A 17,058-nucleotide genomic window follows, 5' to 3' on the forward strand; every position below is an offset into this window, starting at 1 on the left:
GAGGCGCCGTTTTTTGTTTGCCTGCGCTTCCCCCCTCATCCGGCCTGCCGGCCTCCTTCTCCCCGCAGGCGGGGCGAAGGACTCGCGGCACGCCTTGTCCCCTCGCCCCGCTTGCGGGGAGAGGGTTAGGTGAGGGGCAAAGCGCACGCAGACCGAGTGAGCCCTACTCCGCCGCCTGGCGGGCCGTGACCGCCTCGAACACCGCGTCGAAGGCGGCATGGATCACCTCCGGCCCTGCGCCCTTGCGGGTGGCGTCTGCGGACAGGATCTGGCGGTAGCGCCGGGCGCCGGGCCAACCCTGGAACAGCCCGACCATATGGCGCGTAACATGGATCAGCCGGCCGCCATTGTCGATATGGGCGGCCGCGTAGGCTGACATGGCGTCGCGCACACCCGCCCAGAACACGAGCGACAGCCGATGGTCGCGATCGGAGTAGGCTTCCGGCTCCGGCGCGGGTGCGGCCCCGGTGAACGGGTGCGCGAAATAGCCGTCCGCGGCCGTGAGCAGGCCGCTGTCATGGTAGGCGGCACGGCCAAGCATGACGCCGTCGAGTGGGGCCGCATTTTCGAACTCGGCCCCGGCAAGCCTCGGTCCAAGCGCAGGCAGCAAACGCGGATCGAGATGCGACAGCGCCTGATCCAGAGTCTGAAGACCGCCATTGAGGCCGATGAAAAGACTTGGGTTCTCGCCCTTCAGGCGATGCACGAGGCCGTAATCGAGCGGCGGGATCTCGCGGTTCTCCCGCGGCGAGAGGCCCTGCAGCCAGGCCTTACGGGCATGCACCCAGACGGCGTCCGTGCCGGCGTCCTTGACGCGGTCGACGAGTGTGCGAAGCGCCACCTCCGGATCCTGGTCGTCGACGCCGATGCGGCACTTGACCGTGACCGGGACCTTCACGGCCGCCTTCATCGCCGCCACGCATTCGGCAACCAGCGCCGGTTCCTGCATTAGGCAGGCACCGAACGTGCCGGACTGCACCCGGTCGGACGGGCAGCCGACATTCATGTTGATCTCGTCATAGCCGAAGCCTTCGGCGATCCGCGCCGCCTCCGCCATCTTTGCCGGATCGTTGCCGCCGAGCTGCAGCGCGACGGGGTGCTCCGAGGCATCATGGCCGAGCAGCCTGGCCCGATCGCCGCGCAGGATCGCGTCGGCAACGATCATTTCCGTGTAGAGCAGCGCATTGCGCGACAGCTGCCGCGCGAAGAAGCGATAGTGACGGTCCGTCCAGTCGATCATCGGCGCAACGGCGAAGACAGGGGCCTTGAAGTATCGGCCCTCCTCCGACGTTCCGACGGGTTGCGACGTCTCTATCATGGTCTGGTCAATTCGCTTTCTCTTTGCCGGCTTTCAGCGCACGTTGCATAGCCAGACGACGCCACTTGGCAGCATCGAATTGGCAGCGACATCCGAGCGAAAGCCCCAGCGGGACGCGGCCTTATACTGCGCCGGCACAAATAAAGCGAGATGGCATAGCCGCCCGCGCGCTGCACACATCGGCGTCCATGCGATAGGATATAGACGCGCCGCAGAGGCTCATCGCCGGACGAACCGGCACGCACCGGCGACCCGCCGCGACGTTTCGCCAGTTACCGAAACCCCGCTTGACGAAACCACTCCTGGACGCCGGCCAGCACCGCCGTCTTGGCGCCTTCGAGCGTCGACGCATAGTGAAAGCCGGTATTGTTCGTACCGTTGCAATGGGAAATCCGCCAGGCCCAGTCGCTCATGGTCTCGCGCTTCATGACGAAGGCGACTTCGTGCCGGCCGAGCATGGCACAATAGGTCCCGTTTCGCAGCGGCAACCACGTCAAACGAATTTCTGCAACCTCTACCATTTGAGCCTCCCCAGCAGAAAACATATAGGCCAGCTATCAAGTGCTTGAAACCCCAGCATTTAAGGGGGCTTGCCGGCGGACAGTGCGAAGAGCGGGCGTCATCGACGGGAACAACCTTGGATAGGGTGCCCGCGGCTCGATAGCGATGCGAGAAAAGCGTGCGCTACACCTCGCCGCGAACCGGCAATCGGTCCTCGGCAAAATTGCGGACAAACGGAAAATCCTGCGCTAGATTGAAGAGCCCACCCGGCAGACGCGCAGAGAGAGCATGGAACCGGGCCAGGGCCGACTACGTTTTTGCATTGAGTCTCGATAAGGCGGGAGGAGCGGTGCGCGAGGAGCCCCTCACCCGGCCCCTCGGAACCAAACGGTACTCCCGTATTCGGGATGTCGCGCCAGGAGGAGAAGCATGCATCAGGTGTTGTGGAACCGTCCAATCGAGCTTGGACTGAATGGCGGCGATATATTCATGGTCAAGGGACCGTCCGACGCCCTCACGTGCCTTGCGGGCCAATGGCCCCGTCGCGGCCCCTATTACGTCGCGGCGCGCAGCGCCTGCCGCGCGGCGATCGCCGGTCGCCGGACTCCTGACGAGGCCCGCAGGCTATTCATTTTCGCGGTTGAGGAAGCGCACCTCACGGCTCATTGAGCCGGCCAGACGCAGCGCAAGCACTCCAGTGTTCAACGTCTGTGTACGCAGAGGCGTTCATTGTTGCGATATGACCGCCAAAAACGCCTGAGCACGCAGAAATTATATTATTATATATAGATCGACGCTCACAAAAATAGTATTAATAGGCTTATTCGACGGCTTTGCTTGAAGATCAAGCCCCTTTCCAATATAAGCAATTGCGCAAAGTTGAAGTCATCGGGATGCCGTCAGGCCGGCCAGCGCAGCGGCCGATCTTGAAATGACACGGAAATATCCGCGAAACCGCCAGATTTCTGTCGTGAAGCGTTCATCAAAAGCACTTATATTTTGAGGTGCCTCATAAAGAACAAGTTCGGAGTGTTTAACTCCGGATCAAAAGGGAAAAGAAAATAATACGGGAGAGACATCATGATGAGTGAGAGCAATCTCCGACGCATCGTCGAAGTCAGCATGAAGCGCGAAACCGGCCGCAAGGACATCGGCATCATGACCGTACGCCAGGCCCTTGAACTTCCCGAAGTGCCGAGCCTCGAATACAGCCACCCGGAACTCAACTCGCGCTCGGACGGTCGCTTTCTTACCCGCGACCAGCTTGAAGCCTATGCCCGCTGCGCCTGACCACAGACTTCGCGGGCCTGATAAATACTCACCGGCATAAGTTTGCCTATTGCCGCAGCCCGTCCGGCTGCTAACGTCCCACCAAAGATTCGCTACAGCACCACCGGCCAGCCCGGCATGGGAGGTCGCTGTAGCGTTTCGACTTCCCGCATATTTCTTTCGCTCGGCGCCAGCCTGCGGTCATGCGAGAACTGGTGGACACCATGGAAACTGTCATACCCCCCTCACCGCCTGTCCTTTTGCCGATTTCCGAGAGCCTCGTCGGCTTTCCTGTGCGGCGGGTCTACTGCGTTGGCCGCAACTATGCCGCCCACGCGCGCGAGATGGGACATGACCCGGAGCGCGAACCGCCATTCTTCTTTCAGAAGAACGCCGACAACCTGCTGCCGCCCGGCCAGGACTTCCCCTACCCGCCTCTCTCAGAGGACGTACACCACGAGGTGGAACTGGTCGTTGCCCTGAGGAACGGCGGCGCGAACATCCCGGTCGAGGAAGCGATAGGGCATGTCTATGGCTATGGCGTCGGTATAGATTTCACCCGCCGCGACCTGCAGGCGCAGGCGAAGGAGGCCGGCCGGCCCTGGACCGCCGCCAAGGCATTCGAGCATTCGGCGCCGATCTCCGCGATCGCCCCGGCGAAGGCGGTTGGCCACCCGACAAGCGGCAATATCTGGCTGAAGGTCAATGGCGAGACGCGCCAACTGGGCGATCTCGCCGAGATGATCTGGACGGTGCCGGAGATCATCGCCGAACTCTCGCGCCTCTTCACATTGGCACCCGGCGACATCATCATGACCGGAACGCCCTCCGGCGTGGGCGCCGTTGAGCGCGGCGATGTCGTCACCTGCGGCGTCGACGGCGTCGCGGTGCTCTCCGTCAAGGTCGTCTGACAAAGCCGACGCGGCGAAACGCGCACGCGTTTCCGTGCAAGCAGAAGGAATGAGCCATGCCACTCTACGCGCTCGGATCGCTGCAGCCAACCACGCCGCCGGAAGGCCGCTACTGGATCGCGCCGGACGCCAATGTCATCGGCCAGGTGCAGATCGGCGAAGAGGTCGGCATCTGGTTCGGCGCGACGCTGCGCGGCGACAACGAGCCGATCCGCATCGGCGCGCGCACCAATATCCAGGAGGCGGTGGTCGTCCATGTCGATCCGGGTTTTCCGGTGACGATCGGCGAAGCCTGCACAATCGGCCACAAAGCGATCGTTCACGGCTGCACGATCGGCGACAATTCGCTGATCGGCATGGGCGCCACCGTCCTGAACGGCGCCAGGATCGGCCGCAACTGCCTGGTCGGCGCCAACGCGCTGATTACCGAGGGCAAGGAATATCCCGACAATTCGCTGATCATCGGCGCACCGGCCAAGGTGATACGCACGCTCGACGACGCGGCCGTGCAAGGCCTGAAGCGCTCGGCCGATCATTATGTGAAGAATTGGCAGCGCTACGCCGCGCAGCTTCACCGGCTGGATTGAGGCTGCAAGCCGCACTTTGAAGCGCGCTTTCCAGCGTCTTCACGCGCTGCGGGTACTGTTCTTATGCATTTCGTTACCCCAAAACCACTGCGCCCACCCAGCGACCATGGCGCATTCCCGGCGTGCCGGCGGATGTGCGCCATAGATCGGCGTGCTCGAATTTCCAGCTGGGGCGAACCGGCAGCGCCCGCGGCGAACTGAGGATGCCTGGAGCGCCTGACGACAGGAAACGATTGCCTTAGGCACAGCTCTTGCAGTGCCCACGGATCTCGATGGTCGTCTTCTCGGTCTTGAAGCTCTGGGCTCGAACCAGCGCCGAAAGCCGCTGTTCGATCCCCTCGTCGTGGAATTCCGTCACCTGCCCGCATCCCTCGCAGATGGTGAAGGCGGTAACGCCGTGGTCGTGCTCATGCTCATGCGGGCAGGTACAGGCCACGAAGGCATTGAGGCTCTCCAGACGATGCACGAGGCCGTATTCCAGGAGCTTGTCGAGAGCGCGATAGACCTGGAGCGGCGCCCGGAAGCCGTGGTCCCTGAGCTTGTCGAGGATCGTATAGGCGCTCATAGGCCCGTCCGAGTGAGCGAGCGCCCCCATCACCAGCGACTGGTTTTTCGTCAATTGGGGCGTGCCCATCAGTGTCCTCCATGCGAAGAATGCGACGCGCGCCCCGGTCGGCCGAGAGGCAGAAGACTCAGCACGAACAGCGCCAGCGCGGCAACCACGATAGACGGTCCGGACGGCGTGTCCCAGTGCAGCGAACCGAAAAGACCGCCGGTAACGGCAAGCGCGCCGATCAGCGAGGCGAGAACCGCCATGATTTCCGGCGAGGTGGCGAAACGGCGCGCGGTCGCGGCCGGGATGATCAGCAGCGAGGTTATGAGCAGAATACCGACGATCTTCATGGCGATCGCGATCACCAGCGCCATCAGCAGCATGAAGAAGAGACGCGCCCGCTCCGGCTTCAGCCCCTCGGCTTCCGCCAGCTCCGGATTGACGGTCGAGGCGAGCAGCGGCCGCCAGAGATAGACGAGCGCCAGGATCACCAGGATGCCGCCACCCCAGATGATGTCGATGTCGGCCTCCGAAACAGCGAGGATATCGCCGAAGAGGAAGCCGACGAGGTCGATGCGGACCCAGGTCATGAAGGCGACGATGACCAGGCCGATCGACAGCGCCGAATGCGAGAGGATGCCGAGCAGCGCGTCCGTCGACAGCGCGCCGCGCTTCTGCAGGAAGAGAAGCAGCAGCGAAACGACCGAGGCGACGATGAAGACGCTGACCATTAGGTTGAGTTCGAGAAGCAGCGACAGCGCCACCCCAAGCAGCGCCGAATGAGCCATCGTGTCGCCGAAATAGGCCATGCGGCGCCAGATGACGAAGCAGCCGAGCGGCCCCGCGACCATGGCGATGCCGACGCCGGCGACGAGCGCGCGAATGAAGAAATCGTCAAGCATCGCGCTTCTCCGCCGATTCGTATCCGTGCAGCCGTGTGTGATGGCCGCAACCGCAGTCGGGATCGTGGTCGTGGACGTTCTCAGCCCCGTCATGGTGATGATGGCCATCGCCCGGAAAACAGCTCTCGGTAATGCTGCCGTCGGCATGCAGCACCCGGCCGTCCGGCAGGTGCGTGTGGTCGTGGTGGTGGCTGTAGACGGCGAGCGCTCCGGCGGCCCGCCGGCCGAAGAGCTTAAGATATTCCGGGCTCTGGCTGACCGCCTGCGGCGTGCCGCGGCAGCAGACATGGCCGTTCAGGCAGACCACCGTATCGGTTTCCGCCATGACGATATGAAGATCATGCGAGATCAGCAGGATGCCGCAGCCGGTGCGGTTGCGGATCTGCTTGATCAGTTCGTAGAGCGCGATTTCGCCGGAAAAGTCGACGCCCTGTACCGGCTCGTCGAGAACGAGCAGATCAGGCTTGCGGGCGATGGCGCGCGCCAGCAGCGCCCGCTGGAATTCGCCACCCGAAAGATGCTGCACCGCGGCCTTGGCCATATGCAGCATGCCGGTCGACGCCAGCGCCTCCTCGATCTCCCTACCCTTCAAGGGCCCGGTCAGTGTCATCAAGCGCTCGACGGTCAGCGGCAGCGTCCAGTCGACGGCAAGCTTCTGCGGCACGTAGCCGACCTTGAGTCCGGCAGCCCGCTCGACACTTCCTTCGTCGGGCTTCAGCACGCCGATCGCAGTCTTCGCGGTAGTCGATTTTCCCGAGCCGTTCGGGCCGATGAGGGTGACGATTTCGCCGCGGCTGATCGAAAACTCGACGCCGCGCACGAGCCACCGCCCATTGCGGCGCACCCCTGCATTCGTGAGGCTGACAAGGGGCGTGATGTCTGGCGATCGGATATTCAGCATCGAAAAATTCCGTTTTGACGGTTGCCTCTGGCTATCGCACACGTTATAGCATAACGCAATTGATGTAATAACATTACACGGCAATGTCGCGCAACCTCGGCGGCGCGAATTCGCTGATACGCTTTGAACTGCAAGCTCGGAGAACCCGATGAAATCGACGCCTGCCCTGCTCTTTGCATCCACGATCCTCCTGTCTTCGCCGGCTTTAGCCGAGCCTCCCAATGTGGTGGCCTCGATCAAGCCGATCCATTCCCTCGTCGCGTCGATCATGCAGGGCATCGGCGAGCCCTCCCTGGTCGTCGAAGGAGCCGCCTCGCCGCACACCTACAATATGAAGCCATCGAACGCCGCCGCGCTGCAGGCGGCAAGGGTGGTGTTCTGGGTCGGCCCCGGTCTCGAAATCTTCCTTGAAAAGCCGCTCGAGGCCCTCGGCAGCGGCGCCAAGGTGGTCCAACTCAGCGAGGCGCCCGGCATCGAGAAGCTGCCGTTTCGCGAGGGCGGTGCCTTCGAACCGCACGAGGACGGCGATGAGCATGGCGAGGAAGAGCACGAGCACGGCGCCGAGGAAGCCAGCCACGAGGGGCACGATGCCGACACCCATGGCGCCGCAGCGGAAGAAGCCGAGCACGGTCACGGCGAAAGCGAATTCGACATGCATCTGTGGCTCGATCCGATGAACGCAAAGGCGATGGCCGCCCAGATCGAGAAGACGCTCACCGAAGCCGACCCCGCCAACGCCGCGGCCTACAAGGCCAATCTGGAGAAACTGAACCGAAGGCTCGATGGTCTGGACAAGAGCCTCGCCGGGACGGTGGCGCCGATCAAGGACAAGCCCTTCGTCGTCTTCCACGACGCCTACCAATATTTCGAGCATCGATACAAGGTGCGGGTCGCAGGCTCGATCACCGTCAGCCCGGAGGTGCTTCCGGGGGCCGAACGGTTGTCCGAGATTCACGCCAAGATCGAGGATCTCGGCGCCACCTGCGTCTTCGCCGAACCGCAGTTCGAGCCGAAGCTGGTCAATGTCGTCATTGAGGGCACGCCGGCAAAATCCGGCACGCTCGACCCGGAGGCGGCCACCCTCGAGGGCGGTCCGGATCTCTACTTCCAACTGATGGAAAATATCGGCGCTTCGCTGAAGGACTGCCTGTCGTCGGCAAGCTGACGTCGTTCTCCTGTGGACTCCACCTTCAAACGTTGACGTGAAGGCGAGGACCATCCCCCTCATCCGGCCTGCCGGCCACCTTCTCCCCGCAAGCGGGGCGAAGGGGACTCGCGGCAAACGCCCTGCGTCCCCTCTCCCCGTTCTTACGGCGAGAGGGCTAGGGTGAGGGGCAAACTCCCGGTAGCTGAATTAGCGGGCTAGGCTGACGATGACGCCGGTTGCCAGGCTGGTCAGCAGGAAGTCGTTGTCGACGCGGACCCATTGCTGGCAACGCGGCGGCGGCCGCAGCCTGTAGGACCCTAGGATGCCCCTCCTGAACAGAATATGAAATGCGACATTACAATTGCGTAATGATAATAGGCATTTACAATCATTTACTGCGAAGCTGTCTCAGACTAAGCCGCAAGCATCTCATACCGAAACCGGTCGAAGTCCGCCGGCATACCGCTACCGGACGTGTCGAAGGCGAACATGCCCGCAAAGGCGCCGGTGAAAGAGCCGTGCTCGCCGCGACCGCCCTCGTCCGAGACGACGCCCGCATCAAGCGCAGGCCCGATGGACGCCCATTCCTCCTCAGCCGTCGCGCGCCAGAAGAATTGGAGGTCATTGTTCTGGACCTCGATCGCCAGGTGAATCGGGCTCTCCGGAACCGCAACGCCGCTACCCGCAGGATACTGCAGGCGCCCGTGCGGAAAATCGCCCGGGCATGAAAGGATGGTGACGACGCGGCCAAGCGTCTCGTGCCAGGTGACGCCGAGAGCATGAAACTTGTGGCGGTTATAGTAGTGCGTCAGCCCCGCGACCTGCTGGTAGGTGTGGGGTGCGAAGTCGACGACCGTCTCGGCACGGAATGAATGATGCTCCTGGCGCCTGGCGACAAGCGCCTGCTCGAACCAACTGCCGATGCTTTCACGGCCGAACAGGCGCAAGTGCCCTTCCCGCCTCTCCAGTGAAAAGATCCGCTCCGGCACCGGGGTACGCAGCCATTGAAACTCGGGCGCGAGCACCCCCTCGTCGAAATCCGTCTCGATAACGGCCGGCTGCGGCGCAGCGGTCGTCTCGGCCGGGGCTGGCACGCTTACCTCCGGGACCACGCCTCCGCTTTCCAGATAAAGCCAGCCGTCCTCGCGCCAGGCGCACTTCTGCAGCGCCGTCTCGCGGCCGAGCGTGCAGCGGCGATGCGGCGGCAGCGGCCGACCGCAAAGATGGGTGTGATAGGCCTGCCCATCCGGCGTCTCGACATATTGGCCGTGGCCGGCCCGCTGCAAGGCCGCTTCCGGATGATCCTTCGACGTGATGAGGTGGGTGTTCGGATGCATCTCATACGGGCCATCGATTGTCCGGGAGCGCGCCATGGTGACCGCGTGGTCGTAGCCCGTCCCGCCTTCGGCCGTGGTCAGGTAATACCAGCCGTCACGCTTGAAGAGATGCGGGCCTTCGACGAGACCGAGCGAACTGCCGGCGAAAATGGTCTTGACCGGGCCGACGAGCTTACGGGACCGCTCGTCCCACTCCTGCAGCAAGATGCCGTCGAAGGCCGGATGCTTCGGCGCGCCACCGAAACTCTCCGTGCGGTGGTTCCACCGCATGTTCAAGAACCACTTGCGGCCGTCGTCGTCGTGGAACAGCGATGGGTCGAATCCCGACGAATTGACATAGACCGGATCGGACCACGTCGCCTCGACCGCTTCGGCCGTGACGATGTAGTTGTGCGCGTCCTTGAAGTTGCCGTCGAAGCGCTTGACGTCCGTATAGACGAGCCAGAACAGCCCGTCGCAATAGGAGAGGCACGGTGCCCATATCCCGCAACTGTCGGGGTTGCCGCGCATGTCGAGCTGGCTCGCCCGCTCCAGCGGCCGTCGGACGAGACGCCAGTTCACCAGATCGCGCGAGTGGTGGATCTGCACGCCCGGGTACCACTCGAAGGTGGATGTCGCGATGTAATAGTCGTCGCCGACGCGGCAGATCGACGGGTCGGGATTGAAGCCCGGCAGCACCGGATTGCGGATCATCGCGGCCATGAGAAAGCTCTCCGCTCATGCTGACTATCAGTCACGTGCAATATGGTCGTGGAGTAGACTGGCGGGAAGGACAAAGCCACCCCGCCACTTCAGCCGTCAGAACTTCGGTGGAGAATCGAGCCCGAAAGACGGCGGCGAATCAAGTCCGTTCTGCGTACCGCCGTCGGCACCCGGCACAAGACTCTTGATCGTATCGAGGTCCTGTACAACCTCCTTGTCGAGGAAGAAGGTTACCATTTCGGGGAAGGCGATCAATAGGCCCACAAGGATAAGCTGCAGGCAGAGCCACGGGATCGCACCAAGATAGATGTCTCGCGTGCGGATCGTCCTGGGGGCTATGCCGCGCAGGTAGAAGAGCGCGAAGCCGAAGGGCGGATGCATGAAGCTCGTCTGCATGTTGGCGCAGATCATCACCCCGAACCAGATGAGGTCGATGCCGAGCGCCGTGGCGGCCGGTGCCAGCAGCGGTATGATGATGAAGGCGATCTCGAAGAAATCGAGGAAGAACGCCATGACGAACACGAAGATGTTCACGAAGATCAGGAAGCCGACGACCCCACCCGGAAGCGAAGTCAGCATGCTCTCGATCCAATGACCGCCGCCAACGCCCTGGAATACAAGGCTGAACACTCGGGCGCCGAGCAGAATGAAGACGACCATTGCGGTGAGCCGCATGGTGATATCCATGCCCTGATAGACAAGGTTCCAGGTCAGCCGCCGGTTCATCCAGGCCAGGATGAAGGCGCCGACGACACCCATTGCACCCGCCTCCGTGGGGGTCGCGAGCCCCATGAAGATCGTGCCGAGCACGACGAAGATCAGCGCCAGCGACGGCACCATGCCTCGGATGCACTTCCTGTAGAGCGGCCAGCCGCGAAGCGTGCGGGCTTCCGGCGGCAGCGCCGGCACATGATCGGGCTTGAAGATACTGAGAAGGAAGACCCAGCCCATGAAGAGCAGCACCTGGATGATACTGGCGCCGGTGGCGCCGATATACATGTCGCCCGGCGATCTCTGCAACTGGTCCGCCAGGACGATCAGCACCAGCGAGGGCGGAATGAGCTGCGTGATCGTGCCCGAAGCCGCTATGACGCCGGTGGCGTGGCGGACGTTGTAGCCGTATTTCGTCATGATCGGCAGCGAGATCAGCCCCATGGCGATCACCGAGGCAGCAACGGTGCCGGTGATCGCCCCGAGGATGGCGCCGACCAGGATAACGGCATAGGAGAGGCCGCCACGCACGCCGCCGAAGAGCTGGCCGAAGCCTTCAAGTAGGTCCTCCGCGAGCCCGCATCGCTCGAGAATGACGCCCATGAAGGTGAAGAACGGGATCGCCAGCAGGAGTTCGTTCGAGACCACCGAAAAGAGCTGGTAGGTCAGGTTGCCGAGGAAGTCGGGCGCGATCAGGCCGAGCTCGATCGCGATCAGTCCGAAGAACAGCCCGACAGCCGCCAGCGAGAAGGCCGCCGGATAGCCGATGACCATGAAGAAGATAAGCCCCACGAACATCAGGGGCGCGATATTGTGTACGAACCAGTCCATCATTGCAGCGGCTTCTCGTAGGCGAATTCACGGACATAGTTCGTGGTCAGCGCCAGGACGCATTTGATGATCTCAGCGACGCCCTGCAGGGCGACCAGACCGAAGCCGACCGGAATGAGCAGCTTCACCGGCCAACGCGGCAGGCCGCCGGCATTGAGGGAACCTTCGTTGGTCACCCAGGACTGAACGAACCAGGGCCAGGTGAAGTAGATCATCAGTAGACACATGGGCAGCAGGAAAAGGATGCCGCCGAGCAGGTCGATCCAGGTGCGCGTGCGCTCGCTGACCCAGCCGTAGAACAGGTCGACCCGCACGTGCTCGTTCATCTTCAGCGCCCAGGGGCCGCCGAGCAGAACGATCGCCGCGAACATGTACCACTGCATTTCCGACAGCGTATTGGAGTTGTTGCGGTAGAGATCGAGCATGCCGCCGAAGATCTGCGCCCCGCCGTAATTGCGCTCCAGCCAGAGCAGCGTGTCGGTGCTGTAGCGAAAGATCGCATTGAAAGCGGAGACCAGCGAACAGAAGAGCACAAGGTAGATGGCGACGATGCCGATGCGCCTGCTCAAGCCGTCGATCACCGCGATGATTCGCAGTGCCAATTGCAATTTATTCCCCTCCCGTCCTTCGAACGGTGTGTTGAACCGGCTCTTGTTCTGGCGTGGCCGGGCTCAGATCACAATGTTCGGATCCAAGGGCTCCAAAACATCGTTATTCACTTCCCAAAGGAAGGCGGGCGAAGACCCGCCTTCCTACTTGTCCAGGTCAAGCCCCTGAGCGTCGGCTCTGGCGTCAACCGAGCTTTCCGCCCCGCTGAAGCTGCATCATGAAGGTGTCGTTGGTGTACTCCGCCACCTGCAGCCACAGGAAATAATCCTTGCGGAACGCCTTGATCGAACTCCAGATCTTCTTGAAGCTCTCGTTCTTTGCTTCCATCTCGGCATAGGTGGCTTCCGCGGCCTCGAAGCAGGCAGTCAGGATTTCCGGGCTGTAGGGCCGCAACTTCGCACCGTTGGCAACAAGCTTCTTGATCGCCGTCGGGTTCAGGTGATCGTATTTCTGCAGCATGTTGGCATCGGTTGCCTGCGCGGCGGTGCGAACCAGCGCCTGGTAGTTTTTCGGCAGTTCGTCGAACTTCGCCTTGTTGAACATCAGATGGACCGTCGGGCCACCCTCCCAGAACCCGGGATAGTAGTAGTAGGGCGCGACCTTCTGAAAGCCGAGCTTCTCGTCGTCATAGGGGCCGACCCATTCGGCCGCATCGATCGTCCCCTTTTCGAGCGCCTGGTAGATTTCGCCGCCAGCGATCTGCTGCGGAATGACGCCAAGCTTGGCGACGATGGCGCCGGCAAAGCCCCCGATGCGGAACTTGAGGCCCTGCAGGTCGGCGACCGTGTTGATCTCCTTGCGGAACCAACCACCCATCTGAACGCCGGTATTGCCGCCTGGGTAGACCACCAGGTTCTGCCCAGCGAAAAATTCGTTGATGAGATCGATGCCGCCGCCGTGGTAATGCCAGGCGTTCATCCCGCGGGCGTTGAGGGCGAAGGGCACTGCCGAAGGGAGCGCCCAGGTCGGATCCTTGCCCCAGTAGTAGTAGGCAACCGTATGGCAGGCCTCGACGGTGCCAGCGGAGACGGCATCGGCGGCCTGCAGACCGGGCACGATTTCGTTGGCCGCGAAGACCTGGATCTCGAAATTGCCATCTGTAGCTTCGGAGATGTGCTTGGCGAAAACCTCTGCGCCGCCGTAGATCGTGTCGAGTCCCTTCGGGAACGACGAGGTCAGGCGCCAGCTGATTTTCGGATTGCTCTGCGCGATTGCCGGTGATGCGAGCGCCGACGCAGCAGCCGCACCCAGGCCGCCGAGGCTCGCGTTTTTGATGAATGAGCGGCGATCCATAGTTCCTCCCTAGTTCCCGCCATGGCGGCTCGACGCGCAGTGTCGCGCGGCCGCCTGTTGAGCCCATTTTCCCAGCCCAATTCGGACCGTCGAAGGGCCTGTTCCTCCTCGTCTGCTGCCGTGCCAAACCTCAGGAAGAGCTTCGCAAATCGGACAACATCAACGCACCATACATAATAGCGAATGCATGTCCAGCGGCGGCATTGTGCCGCCACCCCCCTACTTTTGTACAGGATCCGAAAACCTACTTTGATTGCCCAAAATCGAGGCAAATCAAGGTATTCCGGTGCAATCATCGCTCGGCCGACGATGCCCAGAGATTGATATCCGCTTCGCGGGCATAGAGGTCGATCTCGGCCAGCTCCTCGGCCGTGAAGGTGTCGTTCTCGAGCGCCCTGACGCAATCGACGATCTGCTCGGAACGGCTGGCGCCGATCAGCGCCGAGGTGATGCGGCCGCCGCGCAGGACCCAGGCAAGCGCCATCTGCGCCAGCGTCTGGCCGCGCCGCTCGGCGATAACGTTCAACTTGTGGATGTTGTCGGTAATCGCCGGACGAATGAAGTCCTTCTTGAGGAAATGGTTCTGCGCGGCACGGCTGTCCTCAGGAATACCGTTCAGGTACTTCGTCGTCAGCATGCCCTGGGCGAGCGGCGAGAAGACGATCGAGCCGATGCCGAGCTCTTCCAGCGTGTCGACGAGGCCGTCATCCTCGATCCAGCGGTTGAGCATGGAATAGCTCGGCTGGTGAATGAGGCATGGAGTGCCTAGACCCTTGAGGATCGCTGCCGCCTCGCGGGTGCGCTGCGAATTATAGGAGGAGATGCCGACATAAAGCGCCCTTCCCGACCGGACGATATAATCGAGCGCGCCGCAGGTTTCCTCAAGCGGCGTGTCCGGATCGAAGCGGTGCGAATAGAAGATGTCGACGTAGTCGAGCCCCATGCGCTTCAGGCTCTGGTCGCAGGAGGCGATCAGATATTTGCGGCTGCCCCATTCGCCATAGGGACCCGGCCACATGTCGTATCCCGCCTTGGAGGAGATGATGAGTTCGTCACGCAGGCCGGCGAATTCGGTCCTGAGGATTTCGCCGAAGGCGGTCTCGGCCGAACCGGGCGGCGGACCGTAATTGTTGGCGAGGTCGAAATGCGTGATGCCGAGGTCGAAGGCCGTCCGGCACATGTCCACCTTGCGCTCGTGCGGCGTGTCGCCGCCGAAATTGTGCCACAGCCCCAGCGAGATCGCCGGCAGCTTCAGGCCGCTCCGGCCGCAGCGGTTGTACTTCATCTTCTCGTATCGGTTTTCCGCCGGTTGCCAGGCCATGTGCGATGTTCCTTCCGTTCGCTTCGGTGGCTTTGAATACCCCTCCCCAACCCCTCCCCACAAGAGGGAGGGGCAAGCCGTGCTCGCTGCGACGGCCTGCCGTTTTCAACGTCGCCCCTGGTTGAGAGGTCGAGATGAAGGCGAAACGGCGCGGCTCAGAAGCCCCTCCCCCTTGTGGGGAGGGGTTGCCTTCACCCTCACCGCAGCAACGCCTGCGCCTCCTCGATGCCGAGCGCCGCCGGCTGGGTGCAGGTGGTGGAGAGCGTCACGAAGCGGCCCTCCTCGCCCGATTTCAGGATCGACACCATGACGTCGACGGCGTGGAGGGCGCGATCGAGCGAGCAGCGGGCGTCGCGGCCTGTGAGGATCGCATCCGCCAGGTCGGCGAGGCCGGCGGTGCGGTAGTTGGCGATCGGACCGAGCGGATGCTCCCAGTTGTCGACGGCGAACGGATGATCCCACATTTCCAGAGGTTGGATGTCCTTGTCCCGCCCGCTGGCCTCAACCGTGCCGCCGAAGAAATTCGGATCCGGCACGAACAACGAGCCCTTGGTACCGTAGAGTTCCATGTTGGCGTGGCGGTGCGACCAGACATCCCAGCTTGCCGAAAGGGTGATCGTCGCGCCGTTGTGGAATTCGAGCAGCGCGTGGATATTGGTCGGCGTCTTGACCGGGATCACCTCCCCGTTTCGCGGGTCGCTGGTGATCGTGCGGGTCTGGCTCGCCATCGAGGAAAGCGCTCCGACGCGCTTAACCGGCCCGATGAGGTTGACGAGATTGGCGATGTAATAGGGCCCCATATCGAGCACCGGCCCACCGCCCGGCAGGAAGAAGAAGTCCGGGTTCGGATGCCACATCTCCATGCCGGGGCTCATCACATGGCAGGTGCCGGAGGTGATGCGGCCGATCTTGCCCTGATCGATATGGGCACGGGCAAGCTGGTGCGCACCGCCGAGGAAAGTGTCCGGTGCCGAGCCGACCATCAGCCCCTTCGCCCTCGCGATAGAGCGAAGTTCCTCCCCCTGCTCGAGCGTCAGGACCAGCGGCTTCTCCGAATAGACGTGCTTGCCGGATTCGAGGATTGCCTTCGAAACCGGATGATGCGCGTCCGGGATCGTCAGGTTGACGACGATGTCTATCTCCGGGTTGACGAGCAGCGCCTCGATGCTCTGTGCGCTCACGTCGAATTCAGCCGCGCGCGCCTCGGCGACGGCCGGGTTGATGTCGGCGCAGGCGATGATCCTGATGCCCTTGAAGAGCGGCGCAAGCTTGAAATAGGTGGTTGAAATGTTGCCGCATCCGATGATGCCGACGCCAAGTTCTTTAGCCATGGAGTTCCCTGCTCTTCAATAGGATTGAATGGAAGCCAGCGAGCGCTTGGCGAAACGCCTGAAATCGCTGGGATTGTCGTGTTCCGCGATGAAATACTTGGCCGAGGTCATGGAGAGCGCCTGGATGAGCGCCTTCCAGTCAAGCGTGCCCTGGCCGACATCCGCCCAACCGTCCTCGCTTGCATTCTCGCCCTTCGGCGCGATGTCCTTGACGTGGACGGCGGTGATGCGGCTGCGGTATTTCGAGATCCAGGCGAAAGGGTCGGCACTGCCGCGCACGATCCAGGCGATGTCCGCCTCCCAGGAGAGTTCCGGACCGCCGGCAAATATCAGGTCGAGCGGCACCGAGCCGTCTGCAACCGGAAAGAACTCGAAATCGTGATTGTGCCAGCCGAAATCGAGCCCCGCGTCGCGGAACGGCTTGCCCGCCGCCTGCAGCCGCGCACCGAAGGCGCGCCAGCCGGTCGCATCGGTCGGGCGTTGGTCTGGCATCAGATAGGGGCAATAGACGGCGCGGATGCCGAGCGTCTGGGCGATCTTGAGGACCCGGCCCGGATCCGTCTCAAGCATGTCGATCCCAAAATGGGCGGTCGGCATGGTGAGACCGTGACGATCGAGACCGCTCTTGAAACCGGCGATTTCCCCGTCGGTGAGCGATGCGTAGAGGGCACCGTAGCCTTCGACCTGGGTATAGCCGGCTTCGCCGAGTGCGGAGAGCACTTCGGCAAGCGGCGGGAAGTTGCGGGCGCTATAAAGCTGGAAGCTGACGTCTTTCATTGAAAATCTCCTCGTGGGGCTTTGCAGGAAGGATTGCTGGAAAATGGAAACGACGAA

General features: G+C 62.5%; 17 protein-coding genes and 1 pseudogene. 5 read left to right on the forward strand and 13 right to left on the reverse strand.

Going from position 1 to position 17,058, the window contains the following annotated elements:
• Positions 1-163: 163 nt before the first annotated feature.
• On the reverse strand, positions 164-1,318 hold the full coding sequence (dusA, locus tag AU381_RS04095) for a tRNA dihydrouridine(20/20a) synthase DusA (protein WP_064240520.1): 1,155 nt from the start codon (positions 1,316-1,318) through the stop codon (positions 164-166).
• A 272-nt stretch (positions 1,319-1,590) separates the two neighbouring features.
• Positions 1,591-1,839 carry a hypothetical protein gene (locus AU381_RS04100; RefSeq protein WP_064240521.1) on the reverse strand — a complete coding sequence of 83 codons (249 nt, stop codon included), beginning with the start codon at positions 1,837-1,839 and terminating at the stop codon, positions 1,591-1,593.
• Between the two features lie 409 nt (positions 1,840-2,248).
• Between AU381_RS04100 and AU381_RS04105 the strand changes: the two genes are divergently transcribed.
• The 4 genes from AU381_RS04105 to AU381_RS04120 all read left to right on the forward strand — a co-directional run bounded on the left by AU381_RS04105 (position 2,249) and on the right by AU381_RS04120 (position 4,586).
• Complete coding sequence (locus tag AU381_RS04105; RefSeq protein ID WP_064240522.1) at positions 2,249-2,488, forward strand: DUF982 domain-containing protein; 240 nt, start codon at positions 2,249-2,251, stop codon at positions 2,486-2,488.
• Positions 2,489-2,899: 411 nt separating this feature from the next.
• Entirely contained in the window at positions 2,900-3,109 is a 210-nt protein-coding gene (locus AU381_RS04110) for a hypothetical protein (protein ID WP_078070656.1), read from the forward strand.
• Between the two features lie 203 nt (positions 3,110-3,312).
• On the forward strand, positions 3,313-3,999 hold the full coding sequence (locus AU381_RS04115) for a fumarylacetoacetate hydrolase family protein (protein ID WP_064240523.1): 687 nt from the start codon (positions 3,313-3,315) through the stop codon (positions 3,997-3,999).
• A gap of 56 nt (positions 4,000-4,055) precedes the next feature.
• The gene (locus tag AU381_RS04120; protein ID WP_064240524.1) at positions 4,056-4,586 is read left to right on the forward strand and encodes a gamma carbonic anhydrase family protein; all 531 of its coding nucleotides are present in this window, start codon (positions 4,056-4,058) and stop codon (positions 4,584-4,586) included.
• Between the two features lie 238 nt (positions 4,587-4,824).
• Here the strand turns inward: AU381_RS04120 and AU381_RS04125 are convergent, their stop codons facing one another.
• Genes AU381_RS04125 through AU381_RS04135 form a run of 3 tightly spaced genes read right to left on the reverse strand, consistent with a single transcriptional unit; the run spans position 4,825 to position 6,942 of the window.
• A complete protein-coding gene (locus AU381_RS04125; RefSeq protein ID WP_064240525.1) occupies positions 4,825-5,220 on the reverse strand; it encodes a Fur family transcriptional regulator in 396 nt (131 codons plus the stop codon).
• On the reverse strand, positions 5,220-6,041 hold the full coding sequence (gene znuB / locus AU381_RS04130) for a zinc ABC transporter permease subunit ZnuB (RefSeq protein WP_064240526.1): 822 nt from the start codon (positions 6,039-6,041) through the stop codon (positions 5,220-5,222). The genes AU381_RS04125 and znuB overlap by 1 nt, the downstream gene beginning before the upstream one ends.
• Entirely contained in the window at positions 6,034-6,942 is a 909-nt protein-coding gene (locus AU381_RS04135; protein WP_064240527.1) for a metal ABC transporter ATP-binding protein, read from the reverse strand. The genes znuB and AU381_RS04135 overlap by 8 nt, the downstream gene beginning before the upstream one ends.
• 148 nt (positions 6,943-7,090) lie before the next feature.
• On the opposite strand from AU381_RS04135, the gene AU381_RS04140 reads away from it, so the two are divergent.
• Positions 7,091-8,107, forward strand: a complete 1,017-nt coding sequence (locus tag AU381_RS04140; protein ID WP_064240528.1) for a zinc ABC transporter substrate-binding protein — start codon at positions 7,091-7,093, stop codon at positions 8,105-8,107.
• A gap of 189 nt (positions 8,108-8,296) precedes the next feature.
• On the opposite strand, the pseudogene AU381_RS28210 reads toward AU381_RS04140, so the two are convergent.
• The 8 genes and pseudogenes from AU381_RS28210 to AU381_RS04175 all read right to left on the reverse strand — a co-directional run.
• Positions 8,297-8,401 (reverse strand): annotated as a pseudogene (locus AU381_RS28210) (RcnB family protein); the annotation flags it as partial.
• A 101-nt stretch (positions 8,402-8,502) separates the two neighbouring features.
• Positions 8,503-10,119: a glycoside hydrolase family 43 protein gene (locus tag AU381_RS04145; protein WP_483151395.1), complete on the reverse strand. Its 1,617-nt coding sequence runs from the start codon at positions 10,117-10,119 to the stop codon at positions 8,503-8,505.
• A 105-nt stretch (positions 10,120-10,224) separates the two neighbouring features.
• Positions 10,225-11,673: a TRAP transporter large permease gene (locus AU381_RS04150; protein WP_064240530.1), complete on the reverse strand. Its 1,449-nt coding sequence runs from the start codon at positions 11,671-11,673 to the stop codon at positions 10,225-10,227.
• Positions 11,670-12,278, reverse strand: a complete 609-nt coding sequence (locus AU381_RS04155) for a TRAP transporter small permease subunit (RefSeq protein ID WP_064240531.1) — start codon at positions 12,276-12,278, stop codon at positions 11,670-11,672. The genes AU381_RS04150 and AU381_RS04155 overlap by 4 nt, the downstream gene beginning before the upstream one ends.
• Positions 12,279-12,462: 184 nt before the next feature.
• Positions 12,463-13,572, reverse strand: coding sequence for a TRAP transporter substrate-binding protein (locus AU381_RS04160; protein ID WP_064240532.1), 1,110 nt, complete (start codon positions 13,570-13,572; stop codon positions 12,463-12,465).
• Positions 13,573-13,864: 292 nt separating this feature from the next.
• The gene (gene mgrA, locus AU381_RS04165) at positions 13,865-14,893 is read right to left on the reverse strand and encodes an L-glyceraldehyde 3-phosphate reductase (protein ID WP_064240533.1); all 1,029 of its coding nucleotides are present in this window, start codon (positions 14,891-14,893) and stop codon (positions 13,865-13,867) included.
• A 197-nt stretch (positions 14,894-15,090) separates the two neighbouring features.
• A complete protein-coding gene (locus AU381_RS04170) occupies positions 15,091-16,224 on the reverse strand; it encodes a Gfo/Idh/MocA family protein (protein ID WP_064240534.1) in 1,134 nt (377 codons plus the stop codon).
• A 15-nt stretch (positions 16,225-16,239) separates the two neighbouring features.
• Entirely contained in the window at positions 16,240-17,001 is a 762-nt protein-coding gene (locus tag AU381_RS04175; RefSeq protein WP_064240535.1) for a sugar phosphate isomerase/epimerase family protein, read from the reverse strand.
• Between the last annotated feature and the right edge of the window lie 57 nt (positions 17,002-17,058).

The sequence above is a fragment of the Sinorhizobium glycinis genome, assembly GCF_001651865.1.
In the GTDB taxonomy this organism is placed as follows: Bacteria; Pseudomonadota; Alphaproteobacteria; order Rhizobiales; family Rhizobiaceae; genus Sinorhizobium; species Sinorhizobium glycinis.